This window comes from Flavobacterium taihuense (genome assembly GCF_019351435.1).
In the GTDB taxonomy this organism is placed as follows: domain Bacteria; phylum Bacteroidota; class Bacteroidia; order Flavobacteriales; family Flavobacteriaceae; genus Flavobacterium; species Flavobacterium taihuense.
Genome location: NZ_JAHWYN010000001.1, coordinates 209,687 through 235,333, shown reverse-complemented (window position 1 = coordinate 235,333; position 25,647 = coordinate 209,687). Strand labels below are relative to the sequence as shown.

The window sequence follows — 25,647 nt, the reverse complement described above, 5'->3', positions numbered from 1 at the left end:
TTAACCTCTTAACCATTGAATATAAATGTCTAAAACAGGACTTCAATTTAAACCGGTTAAAAAACCACAGCGAAAACCAGCGCCTTTCTTTCCTTCTGCAATCAAGAAGAAAAAGAAAGAAACTGCTCTTGTGCCCGTTGCTGCGAAAGCTAAAAAACCAGAAGCACTCGATCCTGTCTTAAATTTAAAAAAAGCATCCATACTAGACATTCAGAAGGCTAAAATCGTAAAAACAGCAAAAGCACAAAAGAAACATGGTACTGCTGAGGAGAAAAAATCGGAAATGCAAAAATCGGTTGCAATATCTCCCGCATTAGAAAAATCTAGCGTAGCCAAATCGAATCAAGTGGAAGACATGTCGAATCAAAAAACTAAAAAATTTGATTCCAAAAAATTTTCTGATGCCATTCTAGAAAATATCAAAAAAGTAATCCCAAAAAACAAAGAGGAAATGGAGAAAGACCAAACCTCTTCTGAAAAAATGGGTGCTGCACAACAAGGCATTACAGATACTTTAGAAAAGGAAAAACAAAATACAAACGGCGATTTATCCAATGCTGTGACTGCAACTCCAGATCAAGCGAGTGTTGTCACAAAAGTGGCTACACCATTGCCAAAAGAAGATATTGGAGCTTATCCAGTTGTTTCCAATCCAGGATTTGCACCGCCCCTAAAAACGGCTCAAGACAACGATCTTTCTGCTGATTCCAAAAAAATTGACAGTGAATTGGCTAACAACGATGTTTCGGAAGAACAGCTGCAAAATGGAAACGAAGTCGCTTTTGATCATTCATTAACAGAAAAAAAAGAAAGCCAGAAAAAAGCGGAAAACACACACCAACAATATTTAAAATCGGCAAATCCAATTGCTGGAGCCACAAAAAACAGTACCAATGCCCTTACTACTGGCGGACTAGCCAAAATGAGTGCAACCAGAAACAAACAATTAAGCCAAGTAGATAAAAACAAAGAACTCAAAAAACAAAAAGAAGAAGAGGTTCGAACTAAAGTCGCAACCGACTTGAATAAAATTTATGATGACACCAAACTTTTGGTAGAAACCAATCTTAAAAACCTTACCGAAAAAGTAAACAAAGATTTTGATGAAGCACTTGATATTGCCAACAAAGCCTTTGAAAAAAATGTAAAAGAAAGAACAGACACCAACTGGCTGGAAGATTTAGCCAATTGGGCAGCAGGAATTCCAAATGACATTAAGAAAGTTTTTATTGAAGAGCAAGACAATTTCATTAATTCGTTGGCTCCAGTAGTGCGCAAAATTGGAGATTTTGTAGAAAAAGAATTAAACCGAGCGACAAAAGACATCGAAGATGGAAAAATAAAAACTCAAAATTACTGGAAAAATCAGGACAAAGACACCCAAAGAATTGCAGGCGAAGTGTTTGCCCATGCCACTGATCGATTTACAGAACTGGATTCTAAAGTAGAGGAAGCAAACGAAGGTTTAAAACAAAGCATCACTACCAAATTTAATGCAGCAGTTGCCAAACTGGAAGAAACATTTGACAAGATCCAAGAAGAAAACAAAAGTTGGCTGGAACGCGCCTATGATGCAGTTGTTGGTGTGATCAAAGCTATTATTGAAATGAAAAATCTGTTACTTACCATATTGGCAAAAGTGGCAGATGTTGTTGGGAAAATTATTCTGGATCCTATTGGTTTTCTGTCTAATTTGCTAGATGCGATTGTTTTAGGATTTCAGAATTTTGGTAAAAATGCTTTAGAACACCTCAAAAAGGGATTCTTTGAATGGTTGATGGGTAATATGCCTCCGTCGATTAAATTTCCGAAGCAGTGGGACTTAACCGGAATTTTCGAATTTATAATGTCGGTTTTTGGATTGACTTGGGAAAATATTAAAGCCAGAGCCACCAAAATGTATGGAGCAACGGTTGTCGCAGCGCTTGAAACTGGCTTCGAAATATTTCAAATTATTCGAAAAGAAGGAATCGGTGGATTGTGGAAATACATCAAAGAAAAAATAGGCGATCTCAAAGTTATGGTAGTAGATGCCATACAAACCATGCTTATTGAAACCGTAATCAAGGCGGGAATCACTTGGGTAATCAGTTTGTTTAACCCAGTTGGTGCTTTCATAAAAGCGTGTAAACTCATCTATGATGTTATCAGTTGGTTTATCAATAATGCCAGAAGAATATTGGATTTAATAAACAGTATTGTCGACAGTACCGCACTTATTGTAGCTGGAAAGATAACTCAAGCCGCCACATTTGTAGAAAATTCGTTGGCCAAATTGGTTCCAATAGCCATTGGATTTTTAGCTGGATTATTGGGTCTTGGGGATTTAAGCAAAAAAGTTCAAGCTTTACTTGATAAGATTCAAGCTCCTATAAACAAAGCAATTGATTGGGTGCTTGAAAAAGCGGGAAATGTGGTAAAAACTTTGTTCAAAGCGGGAAAAGCTGGTGTAAAAAAACTGATGAGCTTTTTTAGCATTAAAAAGAAATTCAAAACGGAGGATGGGCATTCACATAGTCTTTATTTTGAAGGTACCGAAGAAAATGCTGAATTGATGGTAGCCAGTACTCCGGCAACTTTTGCAAAATTTATAAGTAAGTTAGGAAAAACAGATGCCAAAAAAGCGGAATCCAAAAAAAATGCACAAGCTGAGTTTAATTTGCTAAAAGTGGCTATTTCTAAGAAAAATAAATCTGCTAAAGGATCGGAAAAATACCAGACAGAACAAACCGAAAAATATGAAGTAGTTACAGATCATGTCAATAAACTAAGTAATCACATGATTCCGCTTTTTAATATGGAAAGCATCGGAAAGTTTGAACTTACATTTGGTTCATTACAAAATGGTTTTGGGACAAGTATGGAGGTGAAAAACCTTCATAAAACAACCAAACCACCCACGGGATCAGTTCCGGGCGTTACCAACGCTGGTTATGAAACGCTTAAGAAAAAACGAAATGGCAGTTCGACTTATTACATCTTGGGTCACTTATTAAATCATAATTTAGGAGGAAGCGGTAATGATTTTAGAAATCTTACTCCTCTCACCCGAAAAGGGAACAAGGATCACAATGCAGACATTGAAGAAACGGTAAAAAAAGATTTGGCAGATGACAAAGTAATAAATTATAAAGTTACTCCAATTTATGGCGGAAATTCGGTAAAAAACCAACCGCAAAATTTATCGGCTAAAAGAAAAAAAATTATAGAAATGGAAGAGAAAACACCCTCAATAATAAATTACGAATTCTCTTCCTGGAAAAAAGACGATCCAAATACTAAAGTTACAAAAAGTGATCATTTTAATAATGGATTGGACTATACTCATGGCGATTATGTAGAATAATGCAAGAATATAAATTTAAATAAAACGAAATAACAGATGCCTTTTCAAATTCTAAAATCATTTCTCATTCAATCACTTCGCGTGACAGAGAATGAAGAAAAATCAGCATCATATAACTTCGAGAATTCTTTCCTTGAAGTTTTGGATCGAAAAACGACTCATGATGAAGCCGTAATTTTACTATTGGCATTGGTTCCTAATATTCTACCTCATTTTTTTGATGAAATTATAAAAGAAGTTTATCCAGATGGCGGTGAACTCCCCGAATTGGGCGGAATCCGTCTGGACAATCACAGAGGAATGCTACCTACGGGTGAAACTGCACAATATGTTTTGGCAAAAGAAGATGTCGATCACCGATTGGAAATACAGCAATTATTTTCACCATCACATTGGTTTTTCAAAGAAAATATTTTGTTTTTGGAAGAGGTAAAAGAAGGAGAACCCTTGATGAGTGGCCGTATTATTTTGCCTCCCGAAATGGTTCATCTTTTGTTTTTTGGTGAAAAATTAAAACCAAAATTCGGCACTAGCTTTCCAGCACAAGAGATTACAACTCAAATGGAATGGAATGACTTGGTTGTAAATGAAAATACACAGGATCATATCAAACAAATCAAGCTTTGGTTAAAACACCATAATCAATTGAGAAACGATTGGGGAATGGCCAAACAAATTGCTCCTGGTTATCGAAGTTTGTTTTATGGCCCATCGGGGACCGGGAAGACGCTTACCGCCACTTTGCTGGGAAAAGAATTTGGTAAAGAAGTCTATCGCATCAGCTTGTCTCAAGTAGTTTCTAAATACATAGGTGAAACCGAAAAAAACCTCGAAAAAATATTCGTTCAAGCCGAAAACAAAAATTGGATACTCCTTTTTGACGAAGCCGATGCCTTGTTTGGAAAACGAACACAAACCAAATCATCCAATGATAAATATGCCAACCAAGAGGTGAGTTATTTATTGCAAAGGGTCGAAAATTTTAATGGATTAGTCATCTTAACCTCCAATTTTAAAAACAATATTGATGATGCTTTTTTGAGGAGATTCAATTCCATTATTCCCTTTAACAAACCCACAGCCGAAGAGCGTTTGCAATTATGGAAGAACTGCATGCCCAAAAAAACAAAACTCAAAGACCACAATATTCTCGAAATAGTTGCCAAAAATTACGAACTCAATGGAGCACAAATCGTGTCAGCAATGGCTTTCGCCTGCTTACAAACGCTTGATAAAAATACCACTGTAATCGATTCGCAACCTATTTTAAAGGGAATCGAATTGGAATACAGCAAAGAAGAAAAGCTTTTTATTACGGCAACTTTGGTTTCCAAAACGGGATAAAAACAGAAGGGGTTGTATGCAATATTTTAGAATAATCTTAAAACAAATACCATGCAAAAAACATTCTACAAAAAAGAGTTACTTATCAAAGCCTCTCAACAAAGAAATGGCACTGCTAACAACAAAAAAGACATTGAAAAAATCCAGTCTTGGCTTAATTTATTTGCAATGCAAAATCCAAGCTCGGGAACTGCTGCAAGTATCGATGGCGATTTTGGTCCAGCGACCGAAAAAGCAGTTATGAATTTTCAAAAATTCAACAATTTACCACAAACAGGAATTGTTGATCAAAGTTTGTTTAGTTTACTTACAACACCTTTAAAAAAAGCTTTTGAAGATTCCGTTACCGGTAATAGCCTAAGAGAATTAGTCCTGAATGTTGCCAAAAATCATCTCAAAAACCATCCTTTTGAACTAGTAATTAACAATCAAAGCAATACTGGTCCATGGGTACGAAGTTATATGGATGGAAATGAAGGAAACGATTGGTTTTGGTGCATGGGATTTGTGCAATCAGTGCTGGATCAAGCAACATCTATTCAAGGAAAAAACTTCAAAACACTGATGCCGTTGACTTATAGTTGTGATACTGTTGGTACAACGGGTATTCAAAAAAAATTGCTTACTCGCTATCAAGTGGCAAGAACAAATCCAAATCTTATACAAACTGGAGATGTGTTTTTGTTGCAAAAAACACCCAACGATTGGTTTCACACCGGAATTGTAACTGCTATTCATGGTGATGTGATAGAGACTATCGAAGGGAACACCAATGCCGATGGCTCCCATAATGGAAATGCCGTTATGAACAGAATCCGAAATTTTAAACAATCCAAAATTGACTTTTTCTCTATTGCCCCTTTGGTTTGAAACAATCAAGAAAAAACTTCTTTTAAAACATCCAAGGATTTTGGTCTTTTGAATCCATCGAGATGGAAACTGTAGTAATCGATTAAAATCTTTAAAAGCAATTGTCTTTCAATGACATGAAACGTTTTTTGATCGTTATCAAATTTCAATTGAATTAGTTTTTTGAACAACTCAGTTTCGTGTTCTGTGAGCGAACTAATGGCATGAAAAGGAGTAAAAACACCTTCGATCATTTCGAAGAATGGCATGTCCATATCCGAAGTGTCGGGATAAAACCCAAGATATTTGGTGGTTTCCAACATTAGAATCAAATGAAAATTAGCAATTTCATCATGTTGGTCGAGCCAATGCAAAGCCGTTTCGAGAAAAGTAAACAAGGATTCGTTTTTTTCTTCTTCATGTATCGAATGGTGCAAGATTTCGGAAAGAAACATTACCATAGTACTTTTATAAATATCCGAATGAATCGAATGAAAAGGAGACGAAATTTTTACTTCTTTGAAATTTTCTAAAGTTCCTTTGTTTTTGTGAACAGCTTCTATTTCGATAATGGTCAAAGGTTGAAAATAAGCCATTTTTTGACTCGCTTTTCGAGATGAAAAAGCATCCCGAACGAAATACGACTTCAATCCGCTGGATAAAGTAAAACATTTTACAATCAAGCTTTTCTCTTGAAATTTTAATGACGAAATTACAATGGCTTTGGTTTTGACTAACAAGTTTAGATTATTAGATTATTAGACTTAATAGATAATTGGATTTTCAGAAACTGCTGCCTAAAATCTTCCCTATGCTACCTGATTATCATCACTTTTTTGACTTTGGTTTCACCTCCATCTTGAGCTGATACAAAAACCATATACACTCCTGATGCCACTTTGTATTTCCCGAAAGCAGTGGTGTCCCATTCTAGAGTTCCTCCTTCGGATATTGCTTCATAAACCAGATTGCCTGCCACATCAGTTATTTTCACATTGGCTTTGTTGAGCAATCCGTTAATTTTTACCGTTCCTTCGTATTCCGGCCGAACGGGATTGGGATATACATATACATTGCTCAAGTTTTCACTAGCCGATGTGGCAAGTCCTTTGAACGAAATCAATCCTTTGGAAGTGGCTATAAAAACCTCACCAGTACTACTGTTGATGCTGATATCGTTGATAATATTACTAGGCAACGGTGAATTATCTGTGGTAAAATGATATTTGGTTTCTTGACCATTTGGAGATACCATAAATACACCTGCATCGGCAGTTCCTATCCATTTATTATTGGCACCGTCTACTTCAATATCGATTATAAATTGCTCATAAAGTAATTCCTGAGCCAGATTATCCTCCAAAATAATAATGCTTTGGGTAGTGAGCTGACTTTCGGTTTGAAAATTGTTTACATTAGACAAAACGCGCAATCCTTTGGTTGTTCCTATCCACAACTGATTTTTGGTATCTACTGCAACTGTTCTAACATCCTGTATGGGTAAATTACCTAAATCTATACCAAAAGTAATTTTCTTGAAGGTATTACTACTTTCGTTAAATCCTATTACACCATTTTTGCTCGTTGCCATCCATTTGGTTCCATACTTATCGATAACCATTTTTGCAAAATCATTTTCGGAAGGGGCAGAAAGTATTTTATCCATGGGATAACTTTTCCATTGCCCGCCAGAACTTAAGACTTTTAATCCGTTTACAACTCTAGAATTGGTCACCCACAAATTTCCGGATTTATCAAAGGCAGAACCATTGACTCTGATATCGATATAATTGGGATCTGGTGGACTAAGGATTAAAGATTCTAAACCACTATTCGTTTGATTGTATAAAATCGCTGGAATATCGTTTTCTATTTTTAGTAAACCCGAGAAAAAAGAACTGGCATAAACTTCATTTTCATGGATTGGATTGATTGTAATTCGGGTCATGGATTTCGCTCCAAGTACTTTATCATAAGGAATATTCAACCATCCAGAAGTAGCAAATTTACTAACCCCAAAATCATCCAGCGGATACGGATTATAAAAAATGTCATAATCGCCGTAGACTGTCCAAAGCTGTGTTGGCGTAACTTGCAAGGCAAAAATACTATTTCGGGAAGGTCCTATGGGTGTTATGTTTTCATAGGTTGAAGCGGATGAAATTGAGTTTGTAATCAATCCGTTTTCGGTTGTGCCAATGTAAATTGCATCTCCTATCACGGTAGCACAGCTAAATGGTGAATTTATTTCTGGGATTTCATTTCTGTTTATTTGACGTTGCAATACCATCTGTTTGTTATAAATAAAAACGGTATTGGCTGTCGTTATAATGAAATAATCTGCGGTCGAACGAAAATTTGTGGTTGCTTCTGATAATGGCAAAAAACCATTAAATGTATTGGACACTGAATCGTATTTGTGAAGGTAACCTGCTGTATTAACGGCATATAATTCGGTGCCAAAAGATGTGATTCCTGACCAATCGCCATTGTTTATCACTTGCCATTGCTTGAAATCGATTAAATTGGGATTGGTTGTGTCCCCTTTTCTAATCCCGCTTGAAGTGGAGGCATAGATAAATCCATTAAAAATGGTGGTTTGCGTCACTTTAATTTCGGCACCATTATCACCTATGAAATAAGTGTCGCCAAATTGAGAAGTGGCCAAGTTGAATTGTACTATCCCAAAATCGGTGCAGACATATACAATTCCGCCAAATTCCATGAAATTATTTATTCGTTTTATATTCGCTGGCAAATTTTTATTGATGATATCGACCACTTTGAGCATTGATCCATCGGCTTCATTGATGACGATTAATAAGCCATTTTGATAGCCAACAATTGTTTTATTGAAAGTTGAACTGTAATAAAGTGCCGTAATGGTTTCGCCCGAAAGTCCATCTACAGTTGTGGTAGTTTTTAAAATTCCTGTATTTACATTTTTGGAAAACAACGCATTTTCGGAGGCAACATAAATTGAAGTTGTCGATTCAGAAACGGCTTTGATTTGGGTGTATGAGAAATATCCTTGCCAAGACAAATTGGTTTGGGCAAAAGTGATTTGTAGCACAAATAAAAAAAATAGATATAAAAGCCTTTTTTGCATTGAATCGATATTGGTCCACAAATATAACACAAAGGACAAGAGATTTTAGATTTTAGATTTATGTAGCAGTTTCTCATATGCTTTTCTTTGCCCTCCTCTGAAATACACATGACCGCAGAAAGTGTATCCTAATTTTTCGAATACTTTCATCATTGCGATATTATCAAAATTGGTATCTGCTTTTACGCTGTATATGTTGTTCTGGGTTGCAAAATCTTCTATACAACCGATCATTTTTTTGGCACAACCTTTTCCCAAGTACTTTTCGGAAATGGCCACACGATGAAACACCACAAAATCATCATTGGTTAACCACTTTCCCTCAATTTTTGCATATTCCGGTTCGTCATTGATCAATACTGCGCAATATCCGACGATTGTTTCTCCATCGGTCAAAACAAATCCTGCACCTTTTTCAATGTCTTTTTGCACCACTTCGGGGTTTGGATAACCATCTTGCCATTGGTCACTGCCTTCTTCTTTTCTTCTTTTTATGGCTAATTGCAAAATGTCCAATATTTGAGGGATTTCAGAAATTGCAGCTTTTCTAAAATGATAATCTGTCATTGTAATTTATGTTTTTACTTACAAGCTAGAGAGTACGGCAAATCCACCAAAACTGGATGAACTCAAACTATTAAATAACCTTCGTCTATTGTTCCCAAATATATTGAATAATAGCTATAATTCCTTAAGAGTTTATCTGAAATTGTGATTTTACTTTTGGTATTGAAAGAAAATCAATATCTGGTTTTCCTTGAAGTTGTTGTGTTCGCGAAAGGGATAGCAGCAAGCTACCTAAGTAGCGCGAATAGCCTGACCGCATTATGGAAAGTGGGCGAGTAAACGGCATCTAAAGTTGCCCACTTACTATAATGGGGTTTCGCCCAGATAATTTTAGAATGCAGATTTTAGAATTCAGACTGTTTTTGAATTACTTAATAAATTAGCATTTTTGTTATTCTCCTATAAATTTTAAGCATAAAAAAATGCCTTTAATCTTTACAGAAAAAAGGCATTTTTTTATGCTTAAAATTTAAATTCTACAATCCAAAATTACTAAACTACTCCTTGAGCAAGCATAGCATCTGCAACTTTTACAAATCCTGCAATGTTGGCTCCTCTTACGTAGTCTACATAACCTGAGGCATCAGAACCGTATTTCACACAAGAAGCGTGAATGTCTTTCATGATGGTTTTTAATTTTTCGTCTACTTCTTCCGATGTCCAGTTTAAACGCAATGAGTTTTGAGACATTTCAAGTCCTGAAGTGGCTACTCCACCAGCATTTGAAGCTTTTCCAGGAGCGAATAAAATTTTTGCTTTTTGGAAAACGTGAACGGCTTCTGGTGTAGAAGGCATATTTGCTCCTTCGGCAACGCAGATACATCCATTAGCCACAAGAGTTTTAGCTTCCTCTTCGTTTAACTCATTTTGAGTCGCACATGGCAAGGCTACATCACATTTTACTTCCCATGGACGTTTACCAGCCACATATTTTGCATTTGGATATTTTGCAACATAATCACTGATTCTTCCTCTTAACTCATTTTTGATTTCCATTACGTGTGCTAATTTGGCAGCATCAATTCCGTCAGCATCGTAGATATATCCAGCAGAATCCGACATTGTTACTACTTTACCACCCAATTGAGTTGCTTTTTCGGCAGCATATTGCGCTACGTTTCCAGAACCTGAGATTACAACTGTTTTACCAGTGAAACTTTCTCCTTTGGTAGCCAACATACTTTGTGCAAAATATACATCTCCGTATCCAGTAGCTTCTGGACGAATTAATGAACCTCCAAACGAAATTCCTTTACCGGTTAAAACTCCAGTAAATTCATTTCTTAATCTTTTGTATTGACCAAACATGTATCCAACTTCTCTTCCACCCACACCGATATCTCCAGCAGGTACATCTGTGTTAGCGCCAATGTGTTTTGATAATTCAGTCATGAATGCTTGACAAAAACGCATTACTTCGTTATCTGATTTTCCTTTTGGATCAAAATCAGCTCCACCTTTTCCACCACCCATTGGCAATGTAGTCAAACTATTTTTGAAAGTTTGTTCGAAAGCCAAGAACTTTAAAATGCTTAAATTTACTGAAGGATGGAAACGAATTCCTCCTTTATATGGTCCGATAGCCGAGTTCATTTGAATACGGTATCCTCTATTTACTTGTGTTTCACCTTTATCGTCAGTCCAAACTACTCGAAACATAATGATGCGATCTGACTCGACCATTCTTTCCAAAATCATTTTATTTTGGTATTTTTTGTTTTCTTCGATGAAAGGAATTACTGTCTCAGCAACTTCTGTAACAGCTTGCATAAATTCCGGCTCGTTCGGATTTCTTTTGGCAACTAATTCTATAAAATCTGTAATACTTTGTGACATGACTATTAAATTATAAACGTTCAAAAACGTTTCCGTTAGTTTCGCAAAGATACATCTTATTTAAATATTTTAACTTTTTTATTAACTGATTCTGATAAAATTATCTTTTTATTAATCATTTATAAAAAATACAACACAAGGCTTATTATTTTTACGAAATCGATGTAGTTTTCGTAAAGAATAGAATAATATACACTTATTTTTTATTTTGATAATATTATTCTCTGTAGTAGTAGTTTTTATATCTTTGCTTCGTTTTGAAAATATCACCTACCTATGATCAAACTTAAACTATTTGTATTAATCTTACTAATCGCCCTTACCCATAACTCCTATTCCCAATTAAGAATTACCCATGAAATTGGACTTATTGCTGGGGGAATTGAGTTTCGATCGGACTACGGACAACGTGGAGATACAGAAACCAATTTAAAAAATTCCGGTTTTCAAATTGGCGTTGTCGATTATTTGAATTTCTCCTACACTGATAATTTAAATGACTATTTAAAAGAACACTTCAAAATTCGATCTGAATTATCCTATAGCAAAACCGATTTGCAACATTTTGGCGAATGGACTGAAAAAAAATCGATTGGATCTAAACAACTCAAAGCAATGAGAGGTTCCTCTCAATTGTTAAATTTAGGTTTTCAGCTTGAATATAGTTTCAAACATATCCACGATTTCGAAAGAGAGGTTGGTAGTTTTGCGCCCTACATAGGTCTAGGACCACAAATCAGTTATTATACTGCTACTGCATCATCCACTTTAGGAGAGCTGGGTAATCCAACTACCACTTTTCCTAAATATTTGGTGCCTTCAGACGGGCATCCTCATGGATATTCTAATGAAAGTAAATCCGTCATTTCTGTAGCTCTGAATATTGGAACCCGTTACAAGTTGACAACAATGTCTGATCTTGTTCTTGATGTGAGAGCTCAATATTTCGGTTCGGACTGGGTTGATGGTCTTAATCCTAATAAAGATTTATACAAGGAAAACAAAGGAAATGATTGGCTTACTTTTTTAGGCTTAGGTTATATCGTATATTTTGATCATTAAAAAAATCCCAACTCTTATATTTTTTAAAGGTTGGGATTTTTCGTTTGTTTTTTAGTTATACTAATGCTTGTATCAAATCGGCAATCAAGTCCTCGGCATCTTCTATACCTACGCTTAATCGAACCAGATCATCTGTAATTCCAACTTCTTTTCTCTTAGCTTCCGGAATGGATGCATGTGTCATTAATGCCGGATGATTTGCTAATGACTCTACTCCTCCCAAAGATTCTGCTAAAGTGAATACTTTTAATTTTTCCAAAAAATCAATAGCATCTTCTTTTTTACCTGATGCAAATGTAAAAGATACCATCCCTCCAAAACCACTCATTTGCTTTTTGGCAATTTCATGATACGGATGACTTGGTAATCCTGGATAATAGACTCTATTGATTTTAGGGTGATTACTTAAGAATTCAACGACTTTTGCACCATTTTCACAATGTCTTTGTACTCTCAAATGCAAGGTTTTTATTCCTCTCAGCACCAGAAAACTATCCATTGGCCCCAAAGTTGCTCCTGTCGCAAATTGTTGAAAATGTAATTGGTCTCCCAATGCTTGATCCTTTACAATTAAAGCTCCTGCAATTACATCCGAATGTCCTCCTAGATACTTAGTCGCTGAATGCATTACAATATCAGCTCCTAAATCCAACGGTTTTTGCAAATATGGTGTTGCAAAAGTATTATCCACCGCAAAAAGAATATTATTCACTTTCGTAATTTTGGCAATTTCTTGAATATCCGCCAACTTCATTAAAGGGTTTGTTGGCGTTTCTACCCAAACCAATTTGGTTTTTTCGTTAATCAACGACTTGAATTTTTCCAAATCGTTCATGTCTACAAAATGAAATACGATTCCGCTATCTTTATAAATGCGGGTAAACATTCTATAGGTTCCGCCATACAAATCGTCCATAGCAATAATTTCATCACCTGCTTTAAACGATCTTAAAACACAATCCGTAGCGGCTAGTCCTGATGAGAAAGCCAATCCTCGAGTTCCGTTTTCGATACTCGCCAAAGCATTTTCAAGCGCTGTACGCGTAGGATTTGCGGCTCTACTGTATTCATAATCCGGATTCAACGGTTTCCCTGGACTCGTTTGTACAAAGGTCGAGGTTTGGTATACTGGAGGCATCACCGCCCCAGTACTTGGATCATGATGTTGTCCACCATGAATTACTTTGGTATTGAATTTCATTTGACTTTTTGTTTTATTGATCAGTTTTTACCTAACCTCTTTTTTCTAAATTGACCTGCAAAAGTTATATAAACTTTCTGATGCTCATCATAATTCCAATATGCAAGCCTTCATGGAAGTTGTTAAATTCAATTGCTCCTTTTGCACTTTTCAAAATATATCCAGTAGAAGTTGGGTACTCTTGATAATTGACAAAAATCCCATTGTTATAATCTGTTTCTAATTGATCAACTGATTTTAATAACAATGCTTTGATTTCATCAACTTCTGCCTGTGTCACATCGTGCTCTGGTTTGGTTCCTTTACGATATTTTTCGACCATTTCATCAGACACCACCATAGGCAATCCTGATAATTTATATACTAATAATTGTTGGGTCACAATAATGTGACCTAAATTCCAAATTAGATTATTACTAAATCCCTCAGGAATTTTATTTAATTGTTCCAATGTATAATTTTCAAAATAAGAACTTAGCATTTTTCTGCTTGTTCTGTTAACTTCAAATGTATCTTGCATAATTGTATTTTTTGCATAAAATTAAACATTTTAACTGTCAAATGATTTCCTTTGCATTCAGAAAAAAGAAAAAAAATGAATAAAATATATTACCTAGCTTCTTGCGACACTTGCCGCAAAATAATAAAATCACTTCCAAAAGACCATAATTTGGTTTTTCATGATATCAAGCAAAACCCAATTACGGTTGAAGAACTGGAAGAAATGTATCGCCTTTCCGGAAGTTATGAAGCATTATTTAGCAAAAAAGCACAACTGTATAAATCGATGGATTTAAAAAATAAATCACTCACCGAAGCCGATTATAAAAAGTACATTCTGGAGCATTATACTTTTTTGAGCCGACCTGTTTTTATCATCAATGACAAAATATACATTGGCAACACCCAACAAAACATACTTCAAGTAATGAAAGCCTTGAGTTAATGTCAAAAAGAAATCTAGCCTTAATTAGTGCCACTATCGTTTCTATAATTTACGGCGTTACTTTTACCATTGCCAAAGATGTAATGCCAAAATACATTGATGCCTATGGATTTATCCTGCTACGTGCTGGTGGTTCTATGCTTTTGTTTTGGTTTGTTTGGCTTTTTATGCCGAAAGAAAAAATTGCACTCAACGATTTCCCCCGAATAATGGCTGCCGCTTTTTTTGGCGTAGCGTTTAATATGCTGACTTTTTTCAAAGGTTTAAGCTTGACTTCACCAATCTCGGCAGCGGTTATTATGGTTTCAACCCCAATGATTGTATTGGTACTTTCTGCCATTATCATGAAGGAACGCATGAAAAAAAGAATGGTATTGGGAATTGTTCTCGGTCTCATCGGTACGGCTTCACTAATCCTTTATGGAAAATCATTAGGCGACACTTCTCAATCAGGATTAGGAAATTTTCTAGTTTTGGTCAATGCCATATCCTATGGATTTTATCTGATTATCGTCAAAAAATTAATGAATAAATACAACGCTTTTACGTTTGTCAAATGGATTTATTTATTTGGTTTTATAATGGTTCTGCCTTTTGGCTGGAGTCAATTTACTGTTGTAGATTGGACTATTATGCCTACAGACATTTACTGGAAAATAGGGTTTGTGGTAGTCATATCGACTTTCTTGACCTATTTACTGAATTTGCTTTCGATGAAAGAATTAAAACCAACCACCGTAGCTGTTTTTATTTACTTACAACCATTTTTTGCTAGTGTTTTTGCCATCAGTTTAGGGAAAGACGAATTGAATTTAATCAAAATAGCTTCAGCCTTATTGATCTTTTCAGGGGTTTATTTAGTAACTCAAAAGAAGTAGTATAGCTGCTTATTTTTTTATTATATTTATATCAAAATAGACATCATGAATCCAATAAAAGACTTCCTTTTCAACTATAAATATGAAGTTTTACTTTTTGCCTTAATACAACATTTATTTTCCGGGGTACTTCTCCCTGAATTATCTAAATTTTACAAATTACTGTGGTTTATTAATATTTTATTTCTTGGGGTGGGCAGTATTGGTGTTTTCCTGCAAAAAGGGAAACGGAAAAACATAATACGCAACATTCTTTTGTTTTTAGTGGCACTGTTAACAATTGCCATGCCTTTTAATACCTCACTTAATGTAAAGATCGCTGCAAATATTTTCTATATAGTTTTCTTTTCTTTTATGTTTTGGGAACTACTAAAATTTTTAATTCGGCCAAGCCATATCGATTATAATGTTATTTCAGCCTCAGCCTGTGGGTATTTTTTATTAATAGAAATCAGTGTTTTTATCATGCAAAATCACTTTTATCTCAATCCACAATCTTTTAAAGGAATAGACACTTCATCACCTTTTGCGTCTTTTATTGATTTGGTATATTTTTGCAGTATCACTTTTACAAGTATTGGTTTTGGTGATATTATCCCAAATAGTCACCAAACCAAACTTTTCACGGCATTTATAGGTATCGTAGGTCAGTTTTATACCGTAGTTTTAGTAGGAATCCTGATTAGTAAATTTTCATCCAAAGAAAGATAAACAAAAAAACATATTAATTCTTCCTGCCGACAATGAGATTGAAGTCTCGAATCGGATTAGTATGAATGAAGATTTACTTTAAAAGTAATAAAACCAACCGTTTTCTATAAAACAAAAATCCGAAAACAAACCACTGCTAACTTTTTCCTTATCTTTGAACACTTTTAGAACAAATATGATACAATCGATGACAGGCTTTGGTAAAGCCACTTTGCAATTACCATCCAAAAAAATTACAGTAGAAGTAAAGTCTTTAAACAGTAAAGGTTTAGATTTGAATGTACGAATGCCTTCTCTATATCGCGAAATGGAATTGGGTTTACGCAACCAAATTGCCTTAAAACTAGAAAGAGGTAAAGTAGATTTTTCTATTTTTATAGAAAGTACCGCAGAACAAACATCTACAAAGGTTAACGTACCTATCGTAAGAGCCTACATCAATCAATTAAGAGAAGTGTATGCTGATGCCGATGAAACCGAATTGATGAAAATGGCGGTGCGTATGCCCGACACCATGAAAATAGAACGTGAAGAAATCGACGAAAATGACTGGATTCAAATCCAAACCGTAATCGAAGAAGCGTTGCAAAATATTTTGAATTTCAGAAAAGACGAAGGACAATCTCTGGAAAATGAATTTCAATTGCGAATTGGAAACATTCGTCAATATATGAACGAAGCTTTGGCACTGGATCCAGAACGTGTTCAAGCAATAAAAGACCGTTTGCAAACTGCCATTGCCGAATTGAAAGTCAATGTAGACGAAAATCGTTTTGAGCAGGAATTGATTTATTACCTAGAGAAGCTGGATATTACCGAAGAAAAAGTACGTTTGACCAATCATTTGGATTATTTCCTGGAAACCATCAACGGAACGGAAGCCAACGGTAGAAAACTAGGATTCATTACTCAAGAAATGGGGCGTGAAATCAATACGATGGGATCCAAATCGAATCACGCACAAATGCAAAAATTAGTGGTTCAGATGAAAGATGAATTGGAAAAAATTAAAGAACAGGTATTGAATGTTTTATAAAAAAAGCCTTATGCCATATGCTTTAAGCTCAATGCGAAAACAGTAAATGAAATTCGTAAGCTTAAAGCATATGGCTTAAAGCCTAAAGCTAGAATAATGAAAAAAGGAAAATTAATCGTGTTCTCGGCTCCGTCGGGATCTGGGAAAACCACCATAGTTAGACATTTATTAGGAAAAGAAGATTTGAACTTGGAATTTTCTATTTCGGCAGCAACACGTGAAGCGCGTGGCGAAGAGGTAAATGGCAAGGATTATTACTTTATGTCCTTGGAAGAATTTAAAAAACACATCAAAGCAGAAGATTTCGTAGAATGGGAAGAAGTCTACAGAGACAATTTCTACGGTACGCTAAAAAGTGAAGTAGAACGCATTTGGGCCAAAGGAAAAAACGTGATTTTTGATATTGACGTTGCCGGTGGTTTGCGCATCAAACATAAATTCCCTGAGGAAACTTTGGCTGTTTTTGTAAAGCCGCCAAGTGTTGATGAACTCAAAAGAAGACTAAAAGAACGCTCCACCGAAAGCGAAGACAAAATCAATATGCGTATTGCAAAAGCTTCAGTAGAATTGGCCACTGCCCCACAATTTGACGTGATTATCAAAAACTATGATTTGCCTGTTGCACTTGAAGAAGCTTATCAATTGGTGAAGGATTTTGTAAAATAAGCCATTAGTGAAAAGGCAATAGTAATTAGTTTCCCTATTGCCTTTTGGCTTTTGCCTAATGTCTAAACTCATGAAAATCGGACTTTATTTCGGAACGTTTAATCCCATACATATTGGGCATCTTATCATTGCCAATCACATGGCAGAGCATGCCGATTTGGATCAGGTTTGGATGGTAGTAACACCACACAATCCGCTCAAAAAGAAAAGCACTTTACTGGATGATTATCACCGCTTGCAAATGGTATACCTCGCCACCGAAGATTTTACAAAAATAAAGCCTTCTGACATTGAGTTCAAATTATCACAGCCCAATTACACGGTAAATACACTCGTCCATTTACAAGAAAAATTTCCTGATCACGCGTTTTCCTTGATTATGGGCGAAGATAATTTAGAGTCACTACACAAATGGAAAAACTATAAAGTGATTTTGGAACATCACGATATCTATGTGTATCCCCGAATTTCATCAGAAAATGACACGAGCCTGAAAGGCGAACTAGCACAGCAAAATTTGGATTTAAAAAACCATCCGAAAGTACACTTGATAGATGCTCCCGTAGTAGAAATATCCTCGACTTTTATTCGGAATAATATCAAGAAAGGAAAAAATGTTCAGCCCCTTTTACCTCATAAAGTTTGGGAATATATCGATCATAATAATTTTTATAGGAAGTAGTTAACTCAAAACCACAAAATTTTAAAACATATAAGCCATATGAGTTTTTTAATTTTTATGAAAGCAAGTAAAAACAAAAGTTCATTTAAGCAAAATACGTATTCTTACAAAAAAAGTTTTTAACTTATATTTTCTTTTATTCATTGAAAAAACAAACTTTATTTTTGAAATTATATGACTTATATGTTTTAAAATTAAATGCTATATCTTATTGAATTAAGTACTTAAAACAAACTTTAATTCCTCTATTATATCCTGAAAAACAGCACTCAAATTATCGTTTTTCCCCGATAATAAAAAAACTTCTGTACTGGGCATTTCTTTACTGTTCCAGATCAATTGCAATTTATTTTCCTGAATTAAATTTTTTGCATTGATATTCCATGTAACCGTAACTCCTGTATTTTTGCTAAGAATTTCCAGCATTTCATATTCAGATGGGATAATATAATTGGCCACCATCGAAGGTCTTTTTTTGGCAAAAACATGCAACCAAAATAATTTAATATGCGGAATTCCGGCATCATGACTGTACCATTTTTGATCGTTTAACCAATTTTCGATTGCGGTATACTCTTTAGCTTTGATATGCTGTTTAACAATAGAAAAATCAATATTGGTAGATCCTACAATGACTTGTTTGATATCGCCCACCTTTTTCTGAATCGTATCAAAAGTGTCAAACTTCTTTGTTACTATGGCAAAATCCAATTTTTTGGAATTCACCAAATCGAATAATGCATCATTATTATGGAATGTAAAATCTATAAAATCAAATTTTGAAATTAACACACTCCCGATACTGCTCATCAAATGTCTAGAAATTCCAACTGACAATAACCTATTGGCATTGAAAGCCTTGGCTCGAAAACCATTCTCCACATTTTCCAATCGGTCTAAAGCATCAATGATTAAATTATTGAGTAACTTAGCATATTCTGTCGGTTCAACCCCCTTAGACTTTCGATTGAAAAGCTTATAACCTACGTGCGCCTCCAACATGACTATTTGCTGGCTTACAGCAGGTTGACTTATGAATAATTCTTTGGCTGCCAAAGAAAAATTCCCATTTTTATATACCGATTTGAATGTACGGTACCACTCCAGATTAACCATGATATAAATAAATTTATCACAAACATAATTTAAATTATTTTTACTAATACCATATTCAACATAAATTTGCGGTATAAAAAAAATCATTCATGAGAAAAATAACCGTATTAACTATTCTAACATTAACCGTGAGCTGCTTTATGGCAACTGCACAAAAACAAAATAACAAGAAGATGAAAAAAGTATTATTCGTAGTTACCAGTCACGATCAATTGGGTAACACAGGAGAAAAAACAGGATTTTGGACAGAAGAATTAGCGGCTCCTTATTATGCATTGCTTGATCAAGGTGTAGCAATAGACATTGCAACTCCAAAAGGAGGACAACCCCCAATTGACCCAAAAAGTGCTGATCCTTCATCAGCAACCGAAGACACCAAACGATTTGATGTCGACACTGTTTTATTGGAAAAACTCAAAAACACCAAAAAATTAGCAGACGTAAACCAAGCAGATTATGATGCGGTTTTTTACCCAGGAGGTCACGGCCCGCTTTGGGATTTGGTAGAAGATGCAACTTCTATTGCTTTGATTGAATCTTTTTATAATCACAAAAAACCAGTTGCTTTTGTGTGTCACGCACCTGCTGCTTTGAAAAACGTGAAAGTAAATGGAGAATTTTTGGTAAAAGGAAAAAAAGTAACTGGATTCGCCAATACCGAAGAAGAAGCAGTTGGATTAACCAAAATCGTTCCTTTCTTATTGGAAGATGCATTGCAAGCCAATGGAGGAATCTACAGTAAAGTAGCCGATTGGCATCCTTATGCTGTAGAAGATGGTTTACTGATTACAGGTCAAAATCCAGCTTCCTCTAAATTAGTGGCTGAAAAATTATTAGCTCAATTGAATTCAAAAAAATAAGAGGAAAGTCTCTAAGATTCTGAGATGCCAAGTTCTAAGATTTAAGTATGTGTTTTTCAAAAAAATCAGAATCTTAGTAACTTAGCGTCTTAGTTTCCAATTAAAAAAAAACGCTATGTTAAATTTCGAATTATACAATCCTACCAAATTGGTTTTTGGGAAAGGACAAATAGAAAAATTACCAACCTTAATTCCTGCCAATGCCAAAATTCTTCTCGCTTATGGAGGAGGAAGTGTTTTTAAAAATGGAATTCATGAGCAAGTTCGCAAAAGTCTGGAAGGATTTGAAATTGTTGAATTTGGAGGAATTGAAGCCAATCCACATTTTGAAACTTTAATGAAAGCCGTTGCTGTCATCAGAGAGCAAAAAATTGATTTCATTCTGGCTGTTGGTGGCGGAAGCGTTATTGATGGAGTGAAGTTTATTTCGGCAGCAGTTCCTTTTGAAGGCGATCCAATTGATATCCTAAAAAAGAGAATTTTGTTCAAAGAAGGATCTACAGTGATTCCGTTTGGAACAGTTTTGACTTTACCAGCGACAGGCAGCGAAATGAATTCGGGATCAGTGGTTACCATTGCTGCGACTCAGGAAAAATTGGATTTTGGTGGTTCTGCTTTATTCCCAAAGTTTTCAATTTGTGATCCTACAGTAATTGCTTCTTTACCAAAAAGACAATTGCAAAATGGAGTTGTAGATGCTTACACTCACGTTATGGAGCAATACCTAACCTATGTACACGAAGGTTATTTGCAAGATAGAATCGCCGAAAGCATTTTGCAAACCTTACTTCAAATAGGGCCAGATGTGGTAGAAAACCCAACAGATTATGCTTTGGCATCCAATTTTATGTGGAGTTGCACCATGGCTTTAAACGGATTGATTCAAAAAGGGGTTCCAAGTGACTGGGCAACTCATATGATTGGTCACGAATTGACAGCACTTTACGGAATTGACCATGCCCGTACATTGGCAATTATTGGCCCCAACTTATACAAAGTAATGTTTGAAACCAAAAAAGAAAAATTAGCACAATATGGAAAACGCGTGTTTAATTTAACAGGAACAGAGGAAGAAATTGCTATGGCTGCCATTGAAAAAACAGTAGCCTTCTTTCATACTATGGGAATGAAAACCTTGCTTTCTGAAAATGCTGAAAATTTTGAAAAAACAGCTGATTTTATAGTAGACCGTTTTGAAAAAAGAGGTTGGAAAGCTTTGGGAGAAAAACAAAATATTACTTTAGAAAAAGTAAAAGAGATTGTAGCGATGAGTTACTAATTGCAACATAAAAAAAAGGCGTTCACTTAACCAATAAGAACGCCTTTTTAAAATACTAAAACAAAACTAACTAACTCAATTTTCATATTTAAATTCTAAACAATTTATTTATAATGACTTACAACGTAAGTATTACCTATATATTGTGTGAAACTCAAAAAATATTATAGATTCCTTATTTTTTTACTTAAATCTTTATAAAGTCCCATAAATTCTAGGCTTCGCAAAAAAAATTAATTTGTATTATTGGTATATTTTTAAGTACTTTTGATTAAATTTAATAAAAAAATGGCCGATAATTTAAAATTTGCAGTAATTGGTGGCGGAAGTTGGGCAACAGCTATAGCTAAAATGTTGTGCGTAAATCTTCCCGAGATTTCATGGTATATGCGAAATGATGCTGCTATAGAACACATTAAAACCCATAAACACAATCCAAATTATTTAAGTTCTGTTGAGTTTGATAACAAAAAACTAAAACTCACCAATGACATCAACGAAGCGGTTGCTTATGCTGATTATATCATCTTTGCAATACCTTCAGCCTTCTTGAATGGTGAATTAGAAAAACTGACAGTTTCTCTAAAAGACAAAGTAATTTTTTCTGCCATAAAAGGAATTGTTCCCGAAACCAGTTTAATCGTAGGGGAACATTTTCATTACAAATACGACATCCCTTATTACAATATTGGAGTAATTACAGGGCCTTGCCACGCCGAAGAAGTAGCTCTTGAAAGACTATCTTACTTAACCATTGCTTGTGGTGATCCAGACAAAGCCTGCACAGTTGCAAAAAATTTATCTAGTAATTATATCAAAGCCAAAATCTCTGACGACATTATAGGCACGGAATATGCTGCGATGCTAAAAAACATTTATTCTATTGCTGCCGGGATTGCACACGGATTGGGTTATGGAGATAATTTCCAATCGGTGATTATGAGTAATGCAATTCGTGAGATGAAAAAATTCATCAAGAAAGTGCATAAAATGAAGCGAAACATTAATGATTCTGCCTATTTGGGCGATTTACTAGTTACGGGTTATTCTGTTTTTTCCAGAAACAGAATGTTCGGAAATATGATTGGAAAAGGATATACCGTACAAGCCGCACAAATGGAGATGAGTATGGTTGCCGAAGGATATTATGCTGTAAAAAGTGCTTACAAACTTAACCAAGGTTATGGAGCCAAAACCCCTATTATTGATGCTGTTTACGCTATTTTATACGAAGGGAAAGAAGCCAAAGCTGTGTTTAAAAAACTGACTGAGGAACTTGATTAGTTTTCAGATTTCAGTCTGAAGATTTCAGATGGAGAAAAAACAATAAAAAAGGCATTTTCTAATTTAAGAAAATGCCTTTTTTACTTATTATTACTTTTGCTATTTGACCATCACTCCATCAACAAATAAAAGTGGTACTTCTTCAACTGCATTTTCATTAATGCCATTAGCTTTGAATATAAATTTTTTGTCGTATAATGTGTTTCCTATGAAATAGGTTACCATAAACTCATTGTTGAGCGCCAATACACTTTTTTCAACCATTTCGATTTTTACTACAGAAACAGCTGGAACTTCCATAAAAGCGTGACGCAAAAGAGAAGTCTTCTTCATTTCGCCATCTATAGTTCCAAAAGCTTTGGAAACTACCATAACACTGTCTAGTTGGAAATCGCTGTCATTTATTAAATAGGCATACCACACTTTTTCCATAAAATCGTCGCTCCATTCTTGAACGGCAGCAAGGAATACGTTTTCTACTTCGGGGATGTTAATGTCTTTTTTCATTGTTGTCAAAAGTTATAAAGCCGAAAGTCGAAAGTCCCAAATGCTGAAACTTTCGACTTTCGGCTTTTGACTTAAATTATATGCTGGATTTAAATTGCTCTAAAAAACGCACGTCATTCTCATAGAACATACGGATGTCGCCAATTTGGTATAATAACATCGCTATACGCTCAATTCCCATTCCAAATGCGAAACCATTGTATTCGTCTGGATTGATGTCACAGTTTTTAAGCACATTCGGGTCTACCATTCCGCAACCCATGATTTCCAACCAGCCAGTTCCTTTTGTAATTCTATAATCGGTTTCCGTTTTTAGACCCCAATAAATATCAACCTCGGCACTTGGTTCCGTAAAGGGAAAATAGGAAGGACGCAAGCGGATTTTTGATTTCCCGAACATCTCTTTGGTAAAATACAGCAGCGTTTGTTTCAAGTCGGCAAAGGAAACATCTTTGTCAATATACAATCCTTCCACTTGGTGAAAGATACAATGTGAGCGAGAAGAAACAGCTTCATTACGAAAAACTCTTCCTGGCGAAATCGTTCGAATAGGCGGTTTGTTGTTTTCCATATAACGCACCTGTACAGATGAAGTGTGCGTACGCAACAATATATCGGGATTGGTTTGTATGAAAAATGTATCCTGCATATCACGTGCTGGATGGTATTCTGGCAAGTTTAATGCAGTAAAATTATGCCAATCGTCTTCAATTTCAGGACCTTCGGAAACGTTGAATCCGATGTTTGAAAAGACATCTATAATTTGGTTTTTTACCAATGAAATAGGATGACGGGAACCAATAATCGTTGGTTCAGCCGTACGGGTTAAATCACCATAAAATCCTTTGATTTCTTCTTTGCTGGCTAAAGCTTCCTGAATGGATTTTACTTTGTCTTCGGCCGAAGTTTTAAGCAAATTGATTACTTGTCCAAATTCCTTTTTTTGGTCATTGGGTACATTTTTGAATTCAGCAAAAAGGTCTTTCAATAATCCTTTGGTTCCCAAGAATTTTATTCTAAACACCTCTAGTTCTGCTGGATTTTGTGTGGAGAAAGCCTGTGCTTCGCCAATATATTCTTTTATCTTGTCTATCATTTTCATTCCGTAATTGAGAGTGCAAATTTAGGAAAAAGTTGGAAGTTAGAAGTTAGAAGTTAAAAGTATTTCATGCCTCTAGTCTAAAATCTTACATCATTAATCAATCACTTCTCTTTCCAGAAAATAATTAACGATGGCTTCTTTCATCAAAACCGATTGTTCCCCTGCTTTTAAAGGAGGTAATTGCTCTTTTACTTTGTAATGAGGCCAGCCGTCTTCATCAAAAAATTCGAATTCATAGAATCCATAGGGCTCCAATAATCGACAAATAGCAATGTGCATCAAATTGAGTTTTTCGTCTTTTTTGTATTCGCGATGTACTTTACCCAATTCCTGTACTCCAATTAAATAAATTATGGCATCCAAATCCAAATCTTCTCCTTGTGAAAATTGGTTCGAAAGTATATCGACAAGCCGTTCCCAGCGCTCTTTCAGTTGTGTGTCTCTTGACATTTTTATCATTGATTGTAGATTAGCGATTCTTGATTGCAGATTTATTCCGCAGATTTTCAAAAATGAAATCGAATTATTTTGACAAAGATAAGAACTTGAAAATTGACAATGGTTACCGAACAATTCTTTTATCTTTGCGCCTTTAATATTTAAAATAAATAAATGAGTTTTTTTGATATTATCATAGGTGGTTTCTTGTGCTATTCGTTGTATAAAGGAATCAGAAATGGGCTTTTTGTTGAATTGGCTTCCTTTGTTTCCCTTATTTTGGGGATTTACATTGCCATAAAATTTTCGGATGTACTTACAACTATTTTATCAGGTTGGTTGCATTGGAATCCTTATACTATTCAAGTTTTTGCCTTTATCCTAACTTTTATTGTCGTGGTTATTGGCATTTATATACTTGGAAAATTCTTGACCAATATAGCCGATTTTGCCTTTTTGGGCTGGATTAATAGTCTTGGTGGTGGTTTTTTCAGAGTATTGAAAACCATTTTGATCATCAGTATATTTTTTACGATTTTCGAAAAAATAAACTACCACAACTATCTGGCCAAAAAAGAGACTCTTGACAAATCGATTTTCTTTAACCCAATTCAAAAAATAGCAGGCTTTGTTTTTCCGTCTATTGAAAAATGGTACGATAAGGCGAGGAAGTAGCTCGCTGTCTTCAGGTTGCAGATAGCAATAGGCAGATTTTAGATTTCTTGAATCTAATAAGATTAGTCTATTATCAAATCAAATACTGAACACCAAAAAATAGAGTAGCCCATAGTTGAAACTATGGGCTACTCTATTTATAAATTTAATCGT

General features: G+C 35.1%; 24 protein-coding genes. 14 read left to right on the top strand and 10 right to left on the bottom strand.

Annotated features, from left to right (window positions below; genetic code table 11):
• Positions 1 to 25: 25 nt before the first annotated feature.
• From KZH69_RS00950 to KZH69_RS00940, 3 genes are read left to right on the top strand one after another with little or no spacing between them, the layout of a single operon-like run.
• Positions 26 to 3,346 carry a DNA/RNA non-specific endonuclease gene (locus KZH69_RS00950; protein ID WP_219315588.1) on the top strand — a complete coding sequence of 1,107 codons (3,321 nt, stop codon included), beginning with the start codon at positions 26 to 28 and terminating at the stop codon, positions 3,344 to 3,346.
• Positions 3,347 to 3,382: 36 nt separating this feature from the next.
• The gene (locus tag KZH69_RS00945; protein ID WP_219315587.1) at positions 3,383 to 4,690 is read left to right on the top strand and encodes an ATP-binding protein; all 1,308 of its coding nucleotides are present in this window, start codon (positions 3,383 to 3,385) and stop codon (positions 4,688 to 4,690) included.
• Between the two features lie 51 nt (positions 4,691 to 4,741).
• The gene (locus KZH69_RS00940) at positions 4,742 to 5,560 is read left to right on the top strand and encodes a peptidoglycan-binding protein (RefSeq protein ID WP_219315586.1); all 819 of its coding nucleotides are present in this window, start codon (positions 4,742 to 4,744) and stop codon (positions 5,558 to 5,560) included.
• Positions 5,561 to 5,565: 5 nt separating this feature from the next.
• Here the strand turns inward: KZH69_RS00940 and recO are convergent, their stop codons facing one another.
• From recO to gdhA, 4 genes are all read right to left on the bottom strand, one after another.
• On the bottom strand, positions 5,566 to 6,279 hold the full coding sequence (recO, locus tag KZH69_RS00935) for a DNA repair protein RecO (RefSeq protein ID WP_219315585.1): 714 nt from the start codon (positions 6,277 to 6,279) through the stop codon (positions 5,566 to 5,568).
• A 74-nt stretch (positions 6,280 to 6,353) separates the two neighbouring features.
• Entirely contained in the window at positions 6,354 to 8,648 is a 2,295-nt protein-coding gene (gene porZ, locus KZH69_RS00930) for a type IX secretion system anionic LPS delivery protein PorZ (RefSeq protein WP_219315584.1), read from the bottom strand.
• Positions 8,649 to 8,693: 45 nt separating this feature from the next.
• Positions 8,694 to 9,215: a GNAT family N-acetyltransferase gene (locus KZH69_RS00925; protein ID WP_219315583.1), complete on the bottom strand. Its 522-nt coding sequence runs from the start codon at positions 9,213 to 9,215 to the stop codon at positions 8,694 to 8,696.
• Between the two features lie 492 nt (positions 9,216 to 9,707).
• Positions 9,708 to 11,051, bottom strand: a complete 1,344-nt coding sequence (gene gdhA, locus KZH69_RS00920) for an NADP-specific glutamate dehydrogenase (protein WP_219315582.1) — start codon at positions 11,049 to 11,051, stop codon at positions 9,708 to 9,710.
• A gap of 276 nt (positions 11,052 to 11,327) precedes the next feature.
• Between gdhA and KZH69_RS00915 the strand changes: the two genes are divergently transcribed.
• On the top strand, positions 11,328 to 12,113 hold the full coding sequence (locus KZH69_RS00915; protein ID WP_219315581.1) for a THC0290_0291 family protein: 786 nt from the start codon (positions 11,328 to 11,330) through the stop codon (positions 12,111 to 12,113).
• Between the two features lie 55 nt (positions 12,114 to 12,168).
• On the opposite strand, the gene KZH69_RS00910 is transcribed toward KZH69_RS00915, so the two are convergent.
• Both KZH69_RS00910 and KZH69_RS00905 read right to left on the bottom strand, forming a co-directional pair.
• Positions 12,169 to 13,335: a cystathionine gamma-synthase gene (locus KZH69_RS00910; RefSeq protein WP_369410626.1), complete on the bottom strand. Its 1,167-nt coding sequence runs from the start codon at positions 13,333 to 13,335 to the stop codon at positions 12,169 to 12,171.
• A 43-nt stretch (positions 13,336 to 13,378) separates the two neighbouring features.
• Positions 13,379 to 13,834, bottom strand: a complete 456-nt coding sequence (locus tag KZH69_RS00905; RefSeq protein ID WP_219315579.1) for a DinB family protein — start codon at positions 13,832 to 13,834, stop codon at positions 13,379 to 13,381.
• Between the two features lie 75 nt (positions 13,835 to 13,909).
• On the opposite strand from KZH69_RS00905, the gene KZH69_RS00900 reads away from it, so the two are divergent.
• The 6 genes from KZH69_RS00900 (at position 13,910) to nadD (ending at position 18,233) form a co-directional block, all read left to right on the top strand.
• On the top strand, positions 13,910 to 14,260 hold the full coding sequence (locus KZH69_RS00900; RefSeq protein WP_219315577.1) for an arsenate reductase family protein: 351 nt from the start codon (positions 13,910 to 13,912) through the stop codon (positions 14,258 to 14,260).
• Complete coding sequence (locus KZH69_RS00895; RefSeq protein ID WP_219315575.1) at positions 14,260 to 15,138, top strand: DMT family transporter; 879 nt, start codon at positions 14,260 to 14,262, stop codon at positions 15,136 to 15,138. The genes KZH69_RS00900 and KZH69_RS00895 overlap by 1 nt, the downstream gene beginning before the upstream one ends.
• Before the next feature lie 45 nt (positions 15,139 to 15,183).
• Positions 15,184 to 15,849 carry a potassium channel family protein gene (locus tag KZH69_RS00890; protein ID WP_255557614.1) on the top strand — a complete coding sequence of 222 codons (666 nt, stop codon included), beginning with the start codon at positions 15,184 to 15,186 and terminating at the stop codon, positions 15,847 to 15,849.
• Positions 15,850 to 16,024: 175 nt separating this feature from the next.
• Positions 16,025 to 16,885, top strand: a complete 861-nt coding sequence (locus KZH69_RS00885) for a YicC/YloC family endoribonuclease (RefSeq protein ID WP_219315574.1) — start codon at positions 16,025 to 16,027, stop codon at positions 16,883 to 16,885.
• Between the two features lie 96 nt (positions 16,886 to 16,981).
• Complete coding sequence (gmk, locus tag KZH69_RS00880) at positions 16,982 to 17,551, top strand: guanylate kinase (protein WP_219315572.1); 570 nt, start codon at positions 16,982 to 16,984, stop codon at positions 17,549 to 17,551.
• A gap of 70 nt (positions 17,552 to 17,621) precedes the next feature.
• The gene (gene nadD, locus KZH69_RS00875; RefSeq protein WP_219315571.1) at positions 17,622 to 18,233 is read left to right on the top strand and encodes a nicotinate (nicotinamide) nucleotide adenylyltransferase; all 612 of its coding nucleotides are present in this window, start codon (positions 17,622 to 17,624) and stop codon (positions 18,231 to 18,233) included.
• Between the two features lie 216 nt (positions 18,234 to 18,449).
• Here the strand turns inward: nadD and KZH69_RS00870 are convergent, their stop codons facing one another.
• A complete protein-coding gene (locus tag KZH69_RS00870) occupies positions 18,450 to 19,349 on the bottom strand; it encodes a LysR family transcriptional regulator (protein ID WP_219315570.1) in 900 nt (299 codons plus the stop codon).
• A gap of 89 nt (positions 19,350 to 19,438) precedes the next feature.
• Between KZH69_RS00870 and KZH69_RS00865 the strand changes: the two genes are divergently transcribed.
• The 3 genes from KZH69_RS00865 to KZH69_RS00855 all read left to right on the top strand — a co-directional run bounded on the left by KZH69_RS00865 (position 19,439) and on the right by KZH69_RS00855 (position 22,772).
• Complete coding sequence (locus KZH69_RS00865; RefSeq protein ID WP_219315569.1) at positions 19,439 to 20,209, top strand: type 1 glutamine amidotransferase domain-containing protein; 771 nt, start codon at positions 19,439 to 19,441, stop codon at positions 20,207 to 20,209.
• A 115-nt stretch (positions 20,210 to 20,324) separates the two neighbouring features.
• Positions 20,325 to 21,488 (top strand): iron-containing alcohol dehydrogenase, encoded by a 1,164-nt coding sequence (locus KZH69_RS00860; RefSeq protein WP_219315568.1) that lies wholly within the window; start codon positions 20,325 to 20,327, stop codon positions 21,486 to 21,488.
• A gap of 288 nt (positions 21,489 to 21,776) precedes the next feature.
• Positions 21,777 to 22,772: an NAD(P)H-dependent glycerol-3-phosphate dehydrogenase gene (locus tag KZH69_RS00855; protein ID WP_219315567.1), complete on the top strand. Its 996-nt coding sequence runs from the start codon at positions 21,777 to 21,779 to the stop codon at positions 22,770 to 22,772.
• 99 nt (positions 22,773 to 22,871) lie between these two features.
• On the opposite strand, the gene KZH69_RS00850 is transcribed toward KZH69_RS00855, so the two are convergent.
• The 3 genes from KZH69_RS00850 to KZH69_RS00840 all read right to left on the bottom strand — a co-directional run bounded on the left by KZH69_RS00850 (position 22,872) and on the right by KZH69_RS00840 (position 24,831).
• Positions 22,872 to 23,279, bottom strand: a complete 408-nt coding sequence (locus KZH69_RS00850; protein WP_219315566.1) for a hypothetical protein — start codon at positions 23,277 to 23,279, stop codon at positions 22,872 to 22,874.
• A gap of 76 nt (positions 23,280 to 23,355) precedes the next feature.
• On the bottom strand, positions 23,356 to 24,375 hold the full coding sequence (gene pheS / locus KZH69_RS00845; RefSeq protein ID WP_219315565.1) for a phenylalanine--tRNA ligase subunit alpha: 1,020 nt from the start codon (positions 24,373 to 24,375) through the stop codon (positions 23,356 to 23,358).
• 99 nt (positions 24,376 to 24,474) lie between these two features.
• Positions 24,475 to 24,831, bottom strand: a complete 357-nt coding sequence (locus tag KZH69_RS00840) for a hypothetical protein (protein ID WP_219315564.1) — start codon at positions 24,829 to 24,831, stop codon at positions 24,475 to 24,477.
• A 162-nt stretch (positions 24,832 to 24,993) separates the two neighbouring features.
• On the opposite strand from KZH69_RS00840, the gene KZH69_RS00835 reads away from it, so the two are divergent.
• Positions 24,994 to 25,494 carry a CvpA family protein gene (locus tag KZH69_RS00835; RefSeq protein ID WP_219315563.1) on the top strand — a complete coding sequence of 167 codons (501 nt, stop codon included), beginning with the start codon at positions 24,994 to 24,996 and terminating at the stop codon, positions 25,492 to 25,494.
• Positions 25,495 to 25,647 lie beyond the last annotated feature (153 nt).